The sequence below is a fragment of the Streptomyces argenteolus genome (assembly GCF_042902585.1).
In the GTDB taxonomy this organism is placed as follows: Bacteria; Actinomycetota; Actinomycetes; order Streptomycetales; family Streptomycetaceae; genus Streptomyces; species Streptomyces argenteolus.
Map to the genome: position 1 here is coordinate 295,197 of NZ_JBIBEG010000004.1, position 14,247 is coordinate 309,443.

General features: G+C 70.7%; 15 protein-coding genes. 5 read left to right on the top strand and 10 right to left on the bottom strand.

The genetic code is table 11. The annotated features are described in order from the left end of the window. Positions 1-32: 32 nt before the first annotated feature. Complete coding sequence (locus ACFY8O_RS17320) at positions 33-434, bottom strand: ACT domain-containing protein (RefSeq protein ID WP_387903091.1); 402 nt, start codon at positions 432-434, stop codon at positions 33-35. 126 nt (positions 435-560) lie between these two features. On the opposite strand from ACFY8O_RS17320, the gene ACFY8O_RS17325 reads away from it, so the two are divergent. Both ACFY8O_RS17325 and ACFY8O_RS17330 read left to right on the top strand, forming a co-directional pair. Then, positions 561-1,646, top strand: a complete 1,086-nt coding sequence (locus ACFY8O_RS17325) for a right-handed parallel beta-helix repeat-containing protein (protein WP_387903094.1) — start codon at positions 561-563, stop codon at positions 1,644-1,646. 34 nt (positions 1,647-1,680) lie between these two features. Beyond that, positions 1,681-2,763: a methyltransferase gene (locus tag ACFY8O_RS17330; protein WP_387903096.1), complete on the top strand. Its 1,083-nt coding sequence runs from the start codon at positions 1,681-1,683 to the stop codon at positions 2,761-2,763. A 70-nt stretch (positions 2,764-2,833) separates the two neighbouring features. Here the strand turns inward: ACFY8O_RS17330 and ACFY8O_RS17335 are convergent, their stop codons facing one another. From ACFY8O_RS17335 to ACFY8O_RS17365, 7 genes are all read right to left on the bottom strand, one after another. Then, positions 2,834-3,166: a TcmI family type II polyketide cyclase gene (locus tag ACFY8O_RS17335; RefSeq protein ID WP_387903097.1), complete on the bottom strand. Its 333-nt coding sequence runs from the start codon at positions 3,164-3,166 to the stop codon at positions 2,834-2,836. Positions 3,167-3,185: 19 nt separating this feature from the next. Continuing rightward, positions 3,186-3,665 carry an SRPBCC family protein gene (locus tag ACFY8O_RS17340; protein WP_387903100.1) on the bottom strand — a complete coding sequence of 160 codons (480 nt, stop codon included), beginning with the start codon at positions 3,663-3,665 and terminating at the stop codon, positions 3,186-3,188. Position 3,666: 1 nt separating this feature from the next. Further along, a complete protein-coding gene (locus ACFY8O_RS17345) occupies positions 3,667-3,924 on the bottom strand; it encodes an acyl carrier protein (protein WP_387903102.1) in 258 nt (85 codons plus the stop codon). Positions 3,925-3,940: 16 nt separating this feature from the next. Continuing rightward, the gene (locus ACFY8O_RS17350; RefSeq protein ID WP_387903104.1) at positions 3,941-5,191 is read right to left on the bottom strand and encodes a ketosynthase chain-length factor; all 1,251 of its coding nucleotides are present in this window, start codon (positions 5,189-5,191) and stop codon (positions 3,941-3,943) included. Further along, on the bottom strand, positions 5,188-6,456 hold the full coding sequence (locus tag ACFY8O_RS17355; RefSeq protein WP_145807443.1) for a beta-ketoacyl-[acyl-carrier-protein] synthase family protein: 1,269 nt from the start codon (positions 6,454-6,456) through the stop codon (positions 5,188-5,190). The genes ACFY8O_RS17350 and ACFY8O_RS17355 overlap by 4 nt, the downstream gene beginning before the upstream one ends. Then, a complete protein-coding gene (locus tag ACFY8O_RS17360; RefSeq protein ID WP_387903107.1) occupies positions 6,453-6,896 on the bottom strand; it encodes a cupin domain-containing protein in 444 nt (147 codons plus the stop codon). The genes ACFY8O_RS17355 and ACFY8O_RS17360 overlap by 4 nt, the downstream gene beginning before the upstream one ends. Positions 6,897-6,967: 71 nt before the next feature. Next, complete coding sequence (locus ACFY8O_RS17365; protein ID WP_387903110.1) at positions 6,968-8,089, bottom strand: TcmI family type II polyketide cyclase; 1,122 nt, start codon at positions 8,087-8,089, stop codon at positions 6,968-6,970. Between the two features lie 274 nt (positions 8,090-8,363). On the opposite strand from ACFY8O_RS17365, the gene ACFY8O_RS17370 reads away from it, so the two are divergent. Then, a complete protein-coding gene (locus ACFY8O_RS17370) occupies positions 8,364-9,998 on the top strand; it encodes an FAD-dependent oxidoreductase (RefSeq protein WP_387903112.1) in 1,635 nt (544 codons plus the stop codon). Positions 9,999-10,032: 34 nt separating this feature from the next. Here the strand turns inward: ACFY8O_RS17370 and ACFY8O_RS17375 are convergent, their stop codons facing one another. Both ACFY8O_RS17375 and ACFY8O_RS17380 read right to left on the bottom strand, forming a co-directional pair. Then, positions 10,033-11,553, bottom strand: a complete 1,521-nt coding sequence (locus ACFY8O_RS17375) for an alpha/beta fold hydrolase (RefSeq protein ID WP_387903716.1) — start codon at positions 11,551-11,553, stop codon at positions 10,033-10,035. A 56-nt stretch (positions 11,554-11,609) separates the two neighbouring features. Further along, on the bottom strand, positions 11,610-12,170 hold the full coding sequence (locus tag ACFY8O_RS17380; protein WP_387903114.1) for a TetR/AcrR family transcriptional regulator: 561 nt from the start codon (positions 12,168-12,170) through the stop codon (positions 11,610-11,612). Positions 12,171-12,329: 159 nt separating this feature from the next. On the opposite strand from ACFY8O_RS17380, the gene ACFY8O_RS17385 reads away from it, so the two are divergent. Both ACFY8O_RS17385 and paaK read left to right on the top strand, forming a co-directional pair. Beyond that, entirely contained in the window at positions 12,330-12,797 is a 468-nt protein-coding gene (locus tag ACFY8O_RS17385) for a nuclear transport factor 2 family protein (protein WP_387903117.1), read from the top strand. Between the two features lie 116 nt (positions 12,798-12,913). After that, the gene (paaK, locus tag ACFY8O_RS17390; RefSeq protein WP_387903119.1) at positions 12,914-14,203 is read left to right on the top strand and encodes a phenylacetate--CoA ligase PaaK; all 1,290 of its coding nucleotides are present in this window, start codon (positions 12,914-12,916) and stop codon (positions 14,201-14,203) included. The last annotated feature ends 44 nt before the right edge of the window (positions 14,204-14,247 follow it).

A 14,247-nucleotide genomic window follows, 5' to 3' on the forward strand; every position in this document is an offset into this window, starting at 1 on the left:
TGTCCCGGCTCACGTTGCGGAGCCGGGCACTCCTAGCCGGACTCCGCGGCCAGCGCTTTCAGCACCCGGACCGCTTCGTCCGCACGTGCGTGCGGAACGAAGAGGTGGTCGTGGTGGAATCCGGCGACGACATTGCAGCTGATCCCGGCGTCCGTGAGGGCCAGCGAGACCGCGGCGGTCAGTCCGACCGCCTCCAGTGCCGAATGCACACGGAGAGTGATCCAGCCTGCCACGAAGTCGTACGGCAGGCCCGCGGCGATCGCCTGCGCCTCGGGAACGACCAGGGTCAGCCCCTCCCGTTCGGCGACGGTGACGACGGGGGTGACACCGGTGGGGGGCTCGCCCGCGCGCAGCGTCGTGAAGACGTGACGGCCAGGATTCAGTTCCGGCCGCATGCCGTGCAGCAGGGTGCGGAGATCGCGCTCGCCGGTCATGGGGACACGCTACGGCCGTCCGGGTGCGTCCGCGAGCCTGGGGCGGCGTAAGCCATTCAGGCACGCCTTGTATCCATACGCTCACCCTGCGTGGCAACGGCGAGGGATCGCCCATAGCTTCGGCTCATGAGCAAAAGACACATGAAATGCCTGGCGGGTATCACCGTCACCGCGGCCACGGCCCTCGGCCTCGCGGCGGTTCCCACCGCCGCGGCCGGCCCCGGTGATCATGTGGTGCGCCCGGGCGATTCGATCCAGCGCGCGGTGAACGCAGCGCGGCCCGGCGACACCGTCGTCATCCTGCCGGGCACCTACCACGAGAGCGTCCTGGTCACCAAGCCGGGCCTCACCCTTCTCGGCACCGGTGGCCGGACGATCGTCAGGCCGCCGGCAGCGAAGGGCGCCAGGGCCGCCAACGCCTGCGCCGCCGGCGGGAACGGCATCTGCGTCGTCGGGACCAAGGGCCGCACCGTCGACGACGTCAGCATCCGCTCCCTGACCGTCTCCGGCTTCAGCAAGAGCGGCATTTGGGCGTCGTGGACGGACGGTCTGGCCGTGCGCAAGGTGACCTCCCGTAACAACGGCACCTGGGGCATCGCGCAGGAGCGGTCGACCCGCGGTGACTTCCGCCGCAACACAGCGACGGGCAACGGCGACGCGGGGATCTTCGTCGCCAACTCCGTCACCGAGGAGGGCGGAGCCACCGACACCCGGGGGACGACGGTCCTGGACAACTCGGTGAGCGGCAACCGCATCGGGGTCACCGCCCGCCGGGTGAGGAACCTCGTCATCGACGGCAACACCCTGACGGGCAACTGCAGTGGGGTCTTCGTCGTGGGTGACGAGTCGAAGCCGGCGGCCGGGGCGATGACGATCAGCGGCAACCGGATCGTGAAGAACAACAAGTTCTGTCCGGCGACGCCGCGGCTCTCGGCGATCCAGGGGTCCGGCATCGTGCTCACGGGCAGTGAGAGCACCGTCGTGCGGTCCAACGTCATCCGGGACAACGTCGGCTCGACCCCGCTCTCCGGCGGGATCCTGCTGTTCAAGAGCTTCGTCGGAGCGCTGAACACCGACAACACGATCAGCCGCAACCTCGTGCGCGGCAACCAGCCGGCCGACCTCGCCAACCGCGACACGTCGGGCACCGGCAACACCTTCGTCAGCAACACGTGCGGGACGTCCGTACCGGCCGGGATGTGTGCCGGATGACGGCGCATCACCGCACCAGCAGAATCGAGACGGCATGACCACCGTGAGCCCCACCCCTGACACCACTCCCCTGACGTCCACCATCACCAGCCCTCAGGCGGAGGCCCCGGCGCCGCCGCCGGCCATGCGGCTGCGTGAGCTGGCGTTCGGAGCGGCGATCGCCGCCGCCGTACGCACCGCGGCCCGGCTGCGTGTGGCCGACGCGCTGAACGAGACGCCCGCTTCGGCGGCCGAACTCGCCCTGGTCGTGGACACCCAGCCCGCGCCGCTGCGACGGCTGCTGCGCGCACTGTGCTGCTACGGGATCTTCAGCGAGACGCCGGACGGCAAGTTCACCCACACCGAGATGTCCCGGCTGCTGCGCGAGGACGACCCGCACAGCCTGCGGTACATCTCCCTGTGGTGCACGGAGCCCTGGACCTGGGACGTCTGGCCGCATCTCGAGGACGCCGTGCGCTCCGGGACGAGCGTCTTCCCCGAGGTGTTCGGCAAGGGCTTCTTCGAGTACCTCCACCAGGACGGGGGCGAGTCCGCACAAGTGTTCAACCGGGCGATGACCACGTCCAGCGTGCAGTCCGCCCAGGATGTCGCCGAGCTCCTCGACCTCACCGGCGTGTCCTCCGTCGCCGACATCGGCGGCGGCCAGGGACACGTGCTCGCCAGCCTGCTGGAGAAGCACGCCTCGGTACAGGGGACGCTCCTGGACCTGCCGGGCGTCGTGGCACGGGCGGACGCCCGGCTGCGCGACGGCGGCGCCCTCGCGGACCGGGTGCGGATCGTGCCCGGCGACTGCCGTGAGGAGATCCCCGTAGGCGCGGATCTGTACGTGATCAAGAACATCCTGGAGTGGGACGACGAGAGCACGCGCAGGACCCTGCGCAACGTGGTCGAGGCGGCCCGTCCGGGAGCCCGCGTGGTGATCATCGAGAACCTGGTCGACGACACCCCGTCGATGCGGTTCACCACCGCGATGGACCTGCTGCTCCTCCTCAACGTCGGAGGCGCCAAGCACACGCGGGAGAGCCTGGTCGGGCGTCTGTCCGAGGCCGGCCTGCGGGTGGGCGAGGTCCGTCCGGTCAACGCGTACCTGCACGCGTTCGAGTGCCTCGTGCCGTAACCGCGGCCGGCCCAAAAGATCGCCCCGGGTCCGGCACCTGAGTGCCGGACCCGGGGCGATCGTCCGTCCGTCAGCCGGCGGCGTCGCTCTGCCACCGGTAGAACTGCTGCGCCATGGCGTCCTTCGGACCGCGCCAGGTCTGCGGGTCGTAGGGGCTCACGAAGGCGGTGAGCTTGTCGCTGATGGCCTTGAACTCGGGGTGCTCGGTCACCCTGGCGATCTCCGGGCCCGGAGGCCGGTCGGACTCGATCAGGTGCAGGTACACGTCGCCGAACTGGAACAGGGTGCGCCTGTGGACGCCGACGAGGTGGGGCAGGTCGGTGTTGTCGGACTCCGCGAACAGCTTCGCGATGTCCGGGGCGGACTCCGGTGCCATCCGGGCGACGATCAGTGCGTGGTGCATCCGGCTGCCTTTCGGGGCATCAGTTGGCGGGGACCGAGGCGGAGCGGCGCTCCCGGTCGCGCTGCTCGATCTTGTCGCGGATGAGCTCGAGCTGGATGCGGGAGTTGCGGTTGATGTTGTCGGTCATCCACGCGTCGTCGACCGGCGCGTCAGGCCGCATAGCGAAGTCCTGCCGCCAGTGCATCCGCGTACCGCCGGGGACCTCCGAGTACTCCCACCGGATGTCCATGTGCTGGAACGGGCCCGGCTCGACACGGCGCGCGCGTACGGTGCGTCCCGGGCGGTCGGTGGTGCGCTCCGACACCCAGCTCCAGACCTTGCCGTTGTCGTCGGGGTGCATGGTGAGCCGGAAGGTCGTCTTCTCGCCCTCCCGCTCGATCACCTCGACCGACGCGTACTCGCTGAACAGCTGCGGCCAGTTCTCGAGATCGTTCGTCATGTCCCAGACGAGATCCAGGGGTGCGGCGATGGTGATCTCGTTCTCGGTGTGTCCGGACACGTCAGGCTCCTGTCACGAGGGTGTTGTTGACGAGGTCGAGGAACTCGCGGGGTGTCTTGCAGCGGTCGGCGTCCACGGGCAGCGGGTGCCCGTACCGGTTCTCCAGCGCGGCGACGATGCCGAGCAGACCGAGCGAGTCCAGGCCGTACTCGTCGAAGGCCGAGCCGGGGCTGTTCTCCATCTGCTGGGGGTCGACCGAGACGCCCGCGCCGCTCTTCATCAGCGCGGCCAGTTCCTCGTAGGTCAGTTGAGCGGTCATGAGGGGGTACTCCTTCTCACAGCTGGGTGTCGGTGGGGCGCCGCAGCACGAGGGCCGAGTTCGAGCCCATCAGCCCGCGGCTGAGTACCAGCGCCGTCCGCAGTTCGGCGGGGCGGGCGCGGCCGGTGACCACGTCCAGGTCGTGGCAGACCTCGAACACGTTGGGCGTGGGCGGGATCAGACCGTGTTCCATGGCGAGCACGGCGGCTGCCGTGTCGAGCACGGGCGCTCCGCAGTAGGCCCGGCCGATGCCGGTCTTGGGTGCCGTCACCGGGACGCGCCGCCCGTGTGCGCCCAGGGCGTCGGCGATGGCCAGGGCTTCCGCCCGGTCCGCCGCAGGCACTCCGAGGGCGTCGGCGAAGACGACGTCGATCTCCTCCGGAGCGCAGCCTGCCTCGCGCAGTGCGCCCTCGATTGCGTGGGCCAGTCCCTCCCGGGACTGCTCCCAGCGGGAGGCACCGGTGAAGGTGGCGGCGTGGCCGGCCAGTTCGGCCCGGACCATGGCACCGCGTTCGCGGGCCTTCGCCTCGTCCTCGACCACGAGCATGGCACCGCCCTCGGCCGGTACGAACCCGCAGGCGTCGGCGGTGAACGGCCGGTAGGCCCGGGTGGGTTCGTCGCAGAGGCTGAGGTCTTCGTAGCCGAGCTGGCAGACGACCGAGTACGGCGCCAAAGGCGCCTCGGCGGCGCCCACGACGACGGCGTCGGTGCCGCGCCGGATGGAGCGTGCGGCGTGCATGACCGCGTCCAGGCCGCCCGCCTCGTCGCTGGCCACGACGGCGCACGGTCCCTTGAAGCCGCCCCGGATCGAGATCTGCCCGGTGCTGGCCGCGTAGAACCAGGCGATGGACTGGTACGGGCCGACGAACTTCGAGCCCTGGCCCCACAGCCGTTGGAGCTCGCGCTGGCCGAACTCACCGCCGCCCGAGCCGGCCGCGGTCACCACGCCCACCTTGAAGGGCTCGCCCTCGTAGTCGGCACGGCCGAGCCGCGCGTCGTCCAGGGCGAGATCGGCCGCCGCCATCGCGTAGTGCGTGAAGCGGTCCGTCTGGACGAGGTAGCGCTCCTCCACGGCCGTGACCGGGTCGAAGTCCCTGACTTCGCCGGCGACCCGCAGCGGGAGGTTCTCGCACCCCTCGCGGGAGACCCGGTCCAGGACGCTGACGCCCTCCTGCGTCTGTTTCCAGAAGGCGCCGGTGCTGCTCCCGTTCGGGGCGATGACACCGATCCCCGTGATGACGGAACTGCGGCTTGCCGGGGTGTTCATGGGGTCCTCCCGCCTGATCGGGTCAGGGCGACGGCCGACTGGAAGCCGCCGAACCCGCTGCCGACCGAGAGCACGCTGCGCAGCTTGAGCGGCCGTGCGGTGCGCGGTACGTAGTCGAGGTCGCACTCGGGGTCCGCGGTCTCGTAGTTGGCCGTCGGGGGCACCGTCTGGTGCTCCAGGGCCAGGACGCACGCGGCGATCTCGATCGCCCCGATCGCACCCAGCGAGTGGCCGACCATGGACTTGATCGAGCTCATCGGGATCTTGTACGCGTGTGCGCCCAGGGCCCGCTTGACCGCCGCCGTCTCGTGCCGGTCGTTCTGCTTGGTGCCCGAGCCGTGCGCGTTGACGTAGTCGACCTGCGAACCGTCGAGCCGGGCGTGTGCGAGGGCGGTGTTGATGGCCTCGGCCATCTCCAGTCCTTCGCTGGTGAGCCCGGTCATGTGGTAGGCGTTGCCGAAGGTGGCGTAGCCGGATATCTCGCAGTAGACGGTCGCGCCGCGTGCTCGTGCGTGCTCCAGCTCCTCGAGTACGAGGACGGCTCCGCCCTCGCCCATGACGAAGCCGTCGCGGCGTGCGTCGAACGGCCGGGAGGCGTGCTCCGGGTCGTCGTTGTTCGCCGAGGTCGCCTTGATCGCGTCGAAGCAGGCCACGGTGATCGGGGTGATGGGGGTGTCGGAGGCGCCGGCGATGCAGACGTCCACCCGCCCCTCCTCGACGGACTGGAAGGCGTAACCGATCGCGTCCAGACCTGAGGTGCAGCCGGTCGACACGGTCTGTACGGGACCGTGCGCGCCGACCTCCTCGGCCACTGCGGAGGCCAGGGTGCTGGGCGAGAACGCCCGCTCCAGGTGGGCGCCCGCCGGCCGGTGGTCGACGTCCCAGCGCGCACCGCTGCCACTGACCGCGACGTAGTCGTGTTCCAGGCGGGTGGTGCCTCCGACCGCGGTGCCGAGGGAGACCCCCACGCGCCAGGGGTCCTCCCTCTCCATGTCGAGCCCGGCGTCGCCGAGTGCCTCACGGGCGGCGACCAGGGCGAACTGGACGTACCGGTCCGACCGTGCGATCAGCTCGGCGTCCAGGCCGTGCGCGACGGGATCGAAGTCGCACTCCGCCGCGATGCGCGAACGGAAGGCCGCGGGGTCGAACAGGGTGATGCCCCGGGTGGCGGTCCGGCCGTTGGCGAGCAGGTCCCAGAACGCAGGGGCTCCGATGCCACCGGGGGCGACCACGCCGACCCCGGTGACGGCCACACGCCGGGTCATGACGCGGCCCCCGTTCGTTCTGGCGGCGCGTAGCCGTCGCCGGCGCCGGCACTCTCCGTGACCTCGGTGTCCACGTGCCCGAGTTCGGGACGCGGGGCGAGGGGGCCGAGGTGGAAGACCATGCGCGCCTCCACGTCGCCGACGTTGCGGAAGCGGTGTCGGACGTGCGGCGGGATCAGCAGTCCCTGGTCGGGCCGCATGGAGAACGTTTCTCCGTCCAGGTCCACTTCGAGGAGCCCGTCCACGACGTACACGAACTCCTCGGAGTACGGGTGGTAGTGCTCTCCGATGCGGTCACCGGGTTCGACGAGGGCCAGCCCCATGAAACCGCTGGTGGCACCCACCGCCGTGGGTGTGAGCAAGGCGCGCAGGTCGCCTCCGCGCCTGCGGTTGGGCTGAGTCTCGCTGAGGTCCACGATGCGAGGCCGGTGGGTGGTCATGGCTGGTCTCCTCCAGGCACGTTGTGCGGTGTGACGGCAGCGGGGCTGTGCCCCGCTGCCGGTGACGCGGGTCAGGCCTCGGCCGCCCGGCGGTCGGTGATCAGATTCATCTCGGCCTGCGCGAGGAAGCGCGCTGCCTCCTGCTCGGTCGTGGGCATGCCGTTGGCTCCGCCGTCGAGCAGCCGGCCGAGCATGGCCGCCTTGCGCTCGCCGCCGATGCCCAGTGCCTGCGAGGGCTGTGCGCCGAGCGGGCCGCTGACCTCGAGAAGCCGCACCACGATGTCGTCGCGCTGGAAGATGGTGCTGCTCTCGATGGGGCTCGTGGAGTCGTCCGCCGCCTCCTCGTCCTCACCGGCGAGCAGGCGGGCCAGCGCCATCCCGCACCCTTCCTTGGCCTGGTAGAACAGCGCGTGGCGCTGGACGTCGGCCGACGCGTGGCGGCCGGCCGTCACGTGGTGGACGGTCGGGAGCGCCGCACGGGTGAAGAACATCCGGGCGGAGTCCGGATCGCTGAGGTCGCGGTCCTGCTCCAGGTACGGGTTGATGGCCTCCTCGACGGCCCGGACCTCGGGCTGACGGGAGACGTGGCGCAGGGCCGCCATGAGGTCGCCCTCGACCTCGACCGCCCGCACGACGCGGTTGCCGTGCATGAAGAGCGAGGTACGGCGCAGCCGGGTGTTCTCGTCGACGCGGGCCTGAGGGGAGTCGTAGTCGGCGAGGATCTTCGCCACCATCTCCTCGGTACCCGGCTTCACCGTGAAGGTGAGGGCGTGACGCACGACGCCGTCACCCAGGCGGGGTGCGGCCTGCAGATTGCGACTGGCGGACTCGGGGCTGCTCTCGAACGCGGCTCCGGTCTCCCGCAGGACGCTGAAACGAAGGGAGCGCGTGTCGCGGACGCAGCTGTGCAGCGGCTGCACCGTGGCGACGTGCTCCTCGCTGTTCACCCAGGCGAGGAAGGGCGGCGCGCTCTCCCACTCACTGGTGATGAGCCACTGCGAGGGGTTCTCGATGGACTGGCACAGCTGGTCGCTGATGTGCCCGGGGATCGAGGCCACCTGGTTACGCATGTGCTCGTACGCCTCGAGGAACTGGTTCTGGGCGCCGTCGTGCAGATCGAGCAGCAGTATGACGCGGAGCCTCGAACCGTCGAAGGCCGACTGAGATATACGTTCCGAAAGGGTGGTCGTCATCGTTGGCTCTCCTTCGATACGGTGCGGCGGCCACGTCCGGTGGCCTCGTCGTCCGTCGGTTTCGGTGGGAGCGGCGCATGTCCCTGCCCGCTGACGCGTGACGTCCTCCCCCGCATCACGACGAGCATCGCTCCCGCGACTGATCGTGGAACGCTGGTACGGGTGGCGCGAGATTTATGAACCGTTCAGGTGAGGAGCCGTCCGAAGCCCTGCCGAACGCCCCGGCACAGGGCATGAAGACTGCATCCCTCATGCCTCCGAGCTGGAGCAGCTGATGAACGAGAACGTCGACCTCCGCGTACCGGTCCTCATCGTGGGCGGTTCCCTGGTGGGTCTGTCCACATCCCTCTTCCTGAGCCGGCTCGGCGTCCGCCATCTGCTGGTGGAGAAACACGGCAGCACCTCGACCCACCCACGCGGGCGCGGCAACAACGTCCGCACGATGGAGCTGTTCCGCACCGCGGGCGCGGAGCAGCTGATCAGGGACGCCGCTTCCGTGCTGGCGGACAACCACGGGATCCTGCAGGCGGGTTCGCTCACGGGCGAGGACCAGGAGTGGCTCTTCAAGGAGATCGACCCGGGCGGCGGCCTGGCGCGGTTCAGCCCGAGCGGCTGGTGCCTGTGCAGCCAGAACGACCTGGAGCCGGTGCTGGTGACCCATGCCCGTTCCCAGGGGAGTGAGCTGCGGTTCTCCACCGAGATGATCGGTTTCGAGCAGGACGAGGACGGGGTCACCGCGGTCGTCAAGGACCGGGAGACCGGCCGGCACACCACGGTGCGCGCCGACTATCTCGTCGCCGCCGACGGGCCCCGGAGCCCGATCCGGGAGCAGCTGGGAATCGGCCAGACGGGTCCGGGCGACCTCTTCCACAACGTGAGCATCACCTTCCGCTCACGCAAGCTCGCCACGGTGGTGGGCGACCGGCGTTTCATCGTCTGCTATCTGACCGACCCCGAGGCGGACGGGGCGCTGCTGCCGGTGGACAACGTGGAGCGGTGGGTCTTCCACGCCCCGTGGCAGCCCGACCGGGGCGAGACCCTGGAGGACTTCACCGACGAGCGGTGCGCGGAGCACATCCGCAGGGCGGCCGGGGCGCCGGACCTGGACGTCGAGATCACGGGCAAGGCGCCGTGGCACGCGGCCGAGCGGGTCGCGGAGCGCTACGCGTCCGGCCGGGTGTTCCTGGCCGGTGACTCGGCGCACGAGATGTCCCCCACGGGGGCGTTCGGCTCCAACACCGGCATCCAGGACGCCCACAACCTGGCGTGGAAGCTGGCGGCCGTGATCGAGGAGGCGGCGGGACCGGGGCTTCTCGAGACGTACGAGGCCGAGCGGCTGCCCGTCGCCAAGGCCACGAGCGCACGCGCGTCGGCCCGCTCGGGAGAGCACAGCCACCCCGGGTACGCGGGCTCGCCCGGTCCGGGCGGCGGGCGCAACGGCGGCATGCTCACCGTCGCGCTCGGTTACCGCTATGTGCGCGGCGCCGTCCTGGGCGTGGACCCGGGACTTCCGGTGGTCCCGGAGGGCATGGGCCTGACGGGCGAACCGGGGACGCGAGCCCCGCACCTGTGGGTCCTGCGCGACGGCGGGCGGGTGTCCACCCTGGATCTCTACGAGCGTTCGTTCGTCCTGCTCTGCGATGACCGCCACCCGGACTGGCGTGCGGCGGCGCGGCAGGTGGCGAAGCGTCTGGCGGTCCGTCTGGAGGCTTTCGGGATCGGTGCCGGGCCGGACGCGGACCTCCGCTGCGAGGAGGACGCCGACTGGGCCGCCGCGCACGGCACGTCCGCCGAGGGCGCCGTGCTGGTGCGTCCCGACGGATTCGTGGCCTGGCGTTCGGAGGGCGCGGCCGTGGACCCGGAGGGCACGCTGTACGAGGTCATGGCGACGCTGCTCCACCGCGTCTGACCCCTCGCGGGACCGGCCGCCGCACGGCGGCCGGTCATCCGATGCCGAACGACCTCAGTGCCGCGAGGAATTCCTCCGGGTTCCCGTCGTGCACCAGGTGGCCGGCATCCACGGGGACGAACCGCGCTCCGGGGATCTTCCCGGCCATCCACGCCAGTTGCTCCTGGTCGATGTGGCTGCGGGTGCCGCCGACGACGAGTGTGGGGGCGGTGATCTTCCCCAGGTCCTCCCGCACGGCCGGGTCCGGGGTGTTCAGCTGGGCGTCGACGGAGGGGACCACCTGCCAGTCGAAGCCGAGCTCCCCCTCCGGCCGCTCGGCAGGCGGGCGAGGCGGGTCGAGCGGGAGCAGGACCGGGGCGTCCTCGACGACCAGCCTCCCGATCAGCGCCGGTTCCCGCTCGGCGAGCAGGAGTGCGGCGACGCCGCCCATGGAGTGGCCGATCACGGTGGCACCTGCCAGGTTGCGGGCCTCCATGAACGCGTGCAGGTCGTCGCGGAAGAACTCGAAGGAGTAGCGGCCGGGCCAGTCGCTGAGGCCGTGGCCGCGGAAGTCGAGGGCGTACACCCGGTGGCGGGCGGCGAGCGCCTCGGCGATGCCGGCCCAGTCCGTACCGCTGCCGCCCCGGCCGTGGGCGAGGACCACGGGAGGGGCCGCCGGATCACCCCAGGTGCGGTACGCGAGCCGGATGCCGCCGGCCTGCACGCTGCTGACCGCGGGGTCGAGGAATGCGGTGACGGTGCGGACGAACGCGCCCGGGTCGTCCATCCAGGGAAAGTGGCCCGCGCCCCGCTGGACGGCGAACTCCCCGGCGGGGAACAGTGCCGCGAGTTCCGCGGCCCGGTCGGGTGTGGGCCCGCCGTCGTACTCCCCCGCGAGGACCAGTACCGGCACCCGCAGCTCGCGCAGTGCGGCGACGACGGGCCGGGCGTCGGGTTCGGTCTCCGGGTAGTAGAGCGAGGCCGCCAGGGCGTTCTTCTGGCCGGGCGAATCGGCGGCGTGCGCCTGGGCCGCCGCGTCCCACCTCCCGTAGGTGAGCGGCCTGATCGCGGCCCAGGTCCCGGGCGTGGCGCGTCCGGCCTGTATCTCTGCCAGCGCGGCGGCCGCCTCCGGGTACCACGGTTCGTGGGCGCGCAGCGCGGCGGCGTCCCTGCGGTCCTGGTCGGTGGCGGGAAGCCCCAGGGTGCCGGTGGCGGGAGTGACGAGGGTGAGGGAGCGCACGCGCTGCGGGTACCGGGCGGCGTAGAGCGCGGCGAGTTCGCCGGAGGCGGAGTGTCCCAGCAGGTCGGCCCGGTCCAGCCCGAGGTGCGCGCGCAGTGCCTCGACGTCCTCGACGAGCCGGTCGATGCGGTAGGTCGACGTGTCCTCGGGCGCCGCCGAGTCCCCGGTGCCGCGCAGGTCGAGGAGGACGAGCTGCCGCACCCGGGAAAGTCCACCGAGGTCTCCGAGATAACGCGACGCGCGCATGGGTCCGCCGGGCAGGCAGATCACCGGTTCGCCCTCACCCCGGAGGTGGTAGGCGAGCTGGGTCTCGTCGTACGTGCTGAAGATCGGCATGGCTGCCATCCAAACAGGGTCGTGCGCACTGCGGGGGTGCGTACGCCGACAGCGAATCAGCCGGCTGCCGTGCCGTCCAGAAGCTGAGCGGCTGCCCGCCGGGCCTCCCGTGCGGGCTCGGGTGTCCCGGAGATGGCCGCGGTGACGATCGCCCCCTCCGCCAGGAGCACGTACGCGGCGGCGGATCCGTACGGCTGTCCGGCGGCCACGACCAGGCCGGTGACGTACGCGCGGAAGGCCTCCTTGTGCCTGCGCGCGACATCGGCGACCGAGGGGTCGGCCGCGCCGAGTTCACCGAATCCGTTGACGAACGCGCAGCCGCGGAAGTCCGGTTCGCGGAACCAGGAGTGGAGCCAGCCGTAGACCGCGAGGACGCGGTCCCGCGGGTCCGGGTGGCTCTCGACGTGGGCGGCGAGCCCGGCACGCCATCGGGTGTCCCGGGCCTCCAGGCAGGCCTGGACGAGCTCGGACTTGGAGGGGAAGAGCTTGTACAGGCGCTTGAGCGACACGCCGGAGGCGGCGCGGATCTCGTCCATGCCGACCGCCTGGATGCCTCGCGTGTAGAACAGCTTCTCCGCCGCGTCCAGTGCCGCGGTCCGCGCCTCTTCGAGATCCACCCTTGCTCCCCACCACCGGCGTCACCGTCCTGCGCGAGGCCCGGTACGCGTCTTCCTGTCCTTGCCCTCGCATGCCCCCTTGCGGGAGAACGCGCGTTCTCCTACAGTACGGCAGCACCAGGGAGAACGTACGTTCTCCACTTGCCGGAGGAGACGGCCATGCCCGCGCAGCCCCTGATCCCGCCGTTCACGTACACGTCCGCGATCGCGAAGGTACGTCGCGCCGAGGACGGCTGGAACAGCCGGGACCCCGAGAAGGTCGCGCTCGCCTACACACCGGACTCGCGCTGGCGCAATCGCTCCGAGTGGGTGACAGGACGGGAGGAGATCGTCGCGTTCCTCACGCGCAAATGGGCGAGGGAGCTCGAGTACCGGCTGGTGAAGGAGGTGTGGGCGCATACGGACGACCGGATCGCGGTGCGCTTCGCCTACGAGTGGCACGACGCGGCCGGCGACTGGTACCGCTCCTACGGCAACGAGAACTGGGAATTCGACGACAACGGGCTGATGCGGGTGCGGCACGCGTCCATCAACGACGTGCCGATCGAGGAATCGGCCCGCCTCTACCACTGGCCGCTGGGGCGCCGGCCGGACGGCCACCCCGGACTGAGTGAGCTGGGCTTGTGACAGGAAGTTGTCCACAGGCGGCACCTCCCCCCTTGCCAGAAACCCCCGCCTCCTGAATTACTGGCCGGAGCAGACGACCGAATGGTCGGTCGTCGATCGGCGAGGGGATGATCCGTATGACGGCGCTGCTGGACGCCGGCGAGCGGCTCGGCCGCGACGAGCTCGAGAAGCTGCAGTTGGAGCGGCTCCGAGCCACCTTGCAGCACGCCTACGACCACGTCGCCTTCTATCGGGCCGCCTTCGACAAGGCGGGAGTGCGGCCCGAGGACTGCACGACACTCGGCGACCTCTCCCGCTTTCCCTTCACGGTCAAGTCGGACCTGCGGGACAACTACCCGTTCGGGATGTTCGCGGTGCCGGAGGACAGGGTGCGGAGAATCCACGCCTCCAGCGGCACGACCGGCCGGCCGACGGTCGTCGGGTACACCGAGCGTGATCTGGACACCTGGGCGGACGTGGTCGCCCGGTCGATCAGGGCGGCGGGCGGCCGGCCCGGGCACAAGGCCCACGTGGCATACGGCTACGGACTGTTCACCGGAGGCCTGGGGGCGCATTACGGTGCGGAGCGCCTCGGCTGCACGGTCATCCCCGCGTCCGGTGGCATGACCGCTCGCCAGGTGCAGCTGATCCAGGACTTCCGCCCGGAAATCATCATGATCACGCCCTCCTACATGCTGACCCTGCTGGACGAGTTCGACCGCCAGGGCGTGGATCCCCGTGCGACCTCCCTGAAGATCGGCATCTTCGGTGCGGAGCCGTGGACCGAGGAGATGAGGGGCGAGATCGAGGAACGCTTCGCCATCGATGCCGTCGACATATACGGACTGTCGGAGGTGATGGGCCCCGGTGTGGCGCAGGAATGTGTCGAGACGAAGGACGGGCTGCACATCTGGGAGGACCACTTCTATCCGGAAGTCGTCGATCCGTTCACCGGTGAGGTCCTCCCGGACGGGGAGGAGGGCGAACTGGTGTTCACCTCCTTGACCAAGGAGGCCATGCCGGTGATCCGCTACCGGACCCGGGACCTGACGCGGCTGCTGCCGGGCACGGCACGTGCCTTCCGCCGGATGGAGAAGGTCACCGGCCGCAGCGACGACATGGTGATCCTGCGCGGGGTGAATCTCTTTCCCACCCAGATCGAGGAGATCGTGCTGCGCACACCGGGGGTGGCCCCGCACTTCCAGCTGCGGCTGACCCGGGAGGGCCGCATGGACGCGCTGACTGTACGGGCGGAGGCCCGGCCGGGCGCCACGCCGGACGAGCGGGCGGCTGCCGTGCTTTCGATCGCGGCAGCCGTGAAGGACGGAGTGGGTGTGAGTGTCGGGGTCGAGATCGTCGATCCGGAGATGCTGGAGCGGTCGGTGGGCAAGATCAAACGGATCGTGGACCTGCGGGAGGCCACCTGAACCACGACCGGACGACGGGACGCCGCGGAGGGCACGCCGATATC

Coding starts and splice junctions, on each gene's coding strand:
- ACFY8O_RS17320 (WP_387903091.1), bottom strand. CDS start 434: ATGACCGGCGAGCGCGATCTCCGCACCCTGCTGCACGGCATGCGGCCG.
- ACFY8O_RS17325 (WP_387903094.1), top strand. CDS start 561: ATGAGCAAAAGACACATGAAATGCCTGGCGGGTATCACCGTCACCGCG.
- ACFY8O_RS17330 (WP_387903096.1), top strand. CDS start 1,681: ATGACCACCGTGAGCCCCACCCCTGACACCACTCCCCTGACGTCCACC.
- ACFY8O_RS17335 (WP_387903097.1), bottom strand. CDS start 3,166: ATGCACCACGCACTGATCGTCGCCCGGATGGCACCGGAGTCCGCCCCG.
- ACFY8O_RS17345 (WP_387903102.1), bottom strand. CDS start 3,924: ATGACCGCTCAACTGACCTACGAGGAACTGGCCGCGCTGATGAAGAGC.
- ACFY8O_RS17350 (WP_387903104.1), bottom strand. CDS start 5,191: ATGAACACCCCGGCAAGCCGCAGTTCCGTCATCACGGGGATCGGTGTC.
- ACFY8O_RS17355 (WP_145807443.1), bottom strand. CDS start 6,456: ATGACCCGGCGTGTGGCCGTCACCGGGGTCGGCGTGGTCGCCCCCGGT.
- ACFY8O_RS17360 (WP_387903107.1), bottom strand. CDS start 6,896: ATGACCACCCACCGGCCTCGCATCGTGGACCTCAGCGAGACTCAGCCC.
- ACFY8O_RS17365 (WP_387903110.1), bottom strand. CDS start 8,089: ATGACGACCACCCTTTCGGAACGTATATCTCAGTCGGCCTTCGACGGT.
- ACFY8O_RS17370 (WP_387903112.1), top strand. CDS start 8,364: ATGAACGAGAACGTCGACCTCCGCGTACCGGTCCTCATCGTGGGCGGT.
- ACFY8O_RS17375 (WP_387903716.1), bottom strand. CDS start 11,553: ATGCCGATCTTCAGCACGTACGACGAGACCCAGCTCGCCTACCACCTC.
- ACFY8O_RS17385 (WP_387903117.1), top strand. CDS start 12,330: ATGCCCGCGCAGCCCCTGATCCCGCCGTTCACGTACACGTCCGCGATC.
- paaK (WP_387903119.1), top strand. CDS start 12,914: ATGACGGCGCTGCTGGACGCCGGCGAGCGGCTCGGCCGCGACGAGCTC.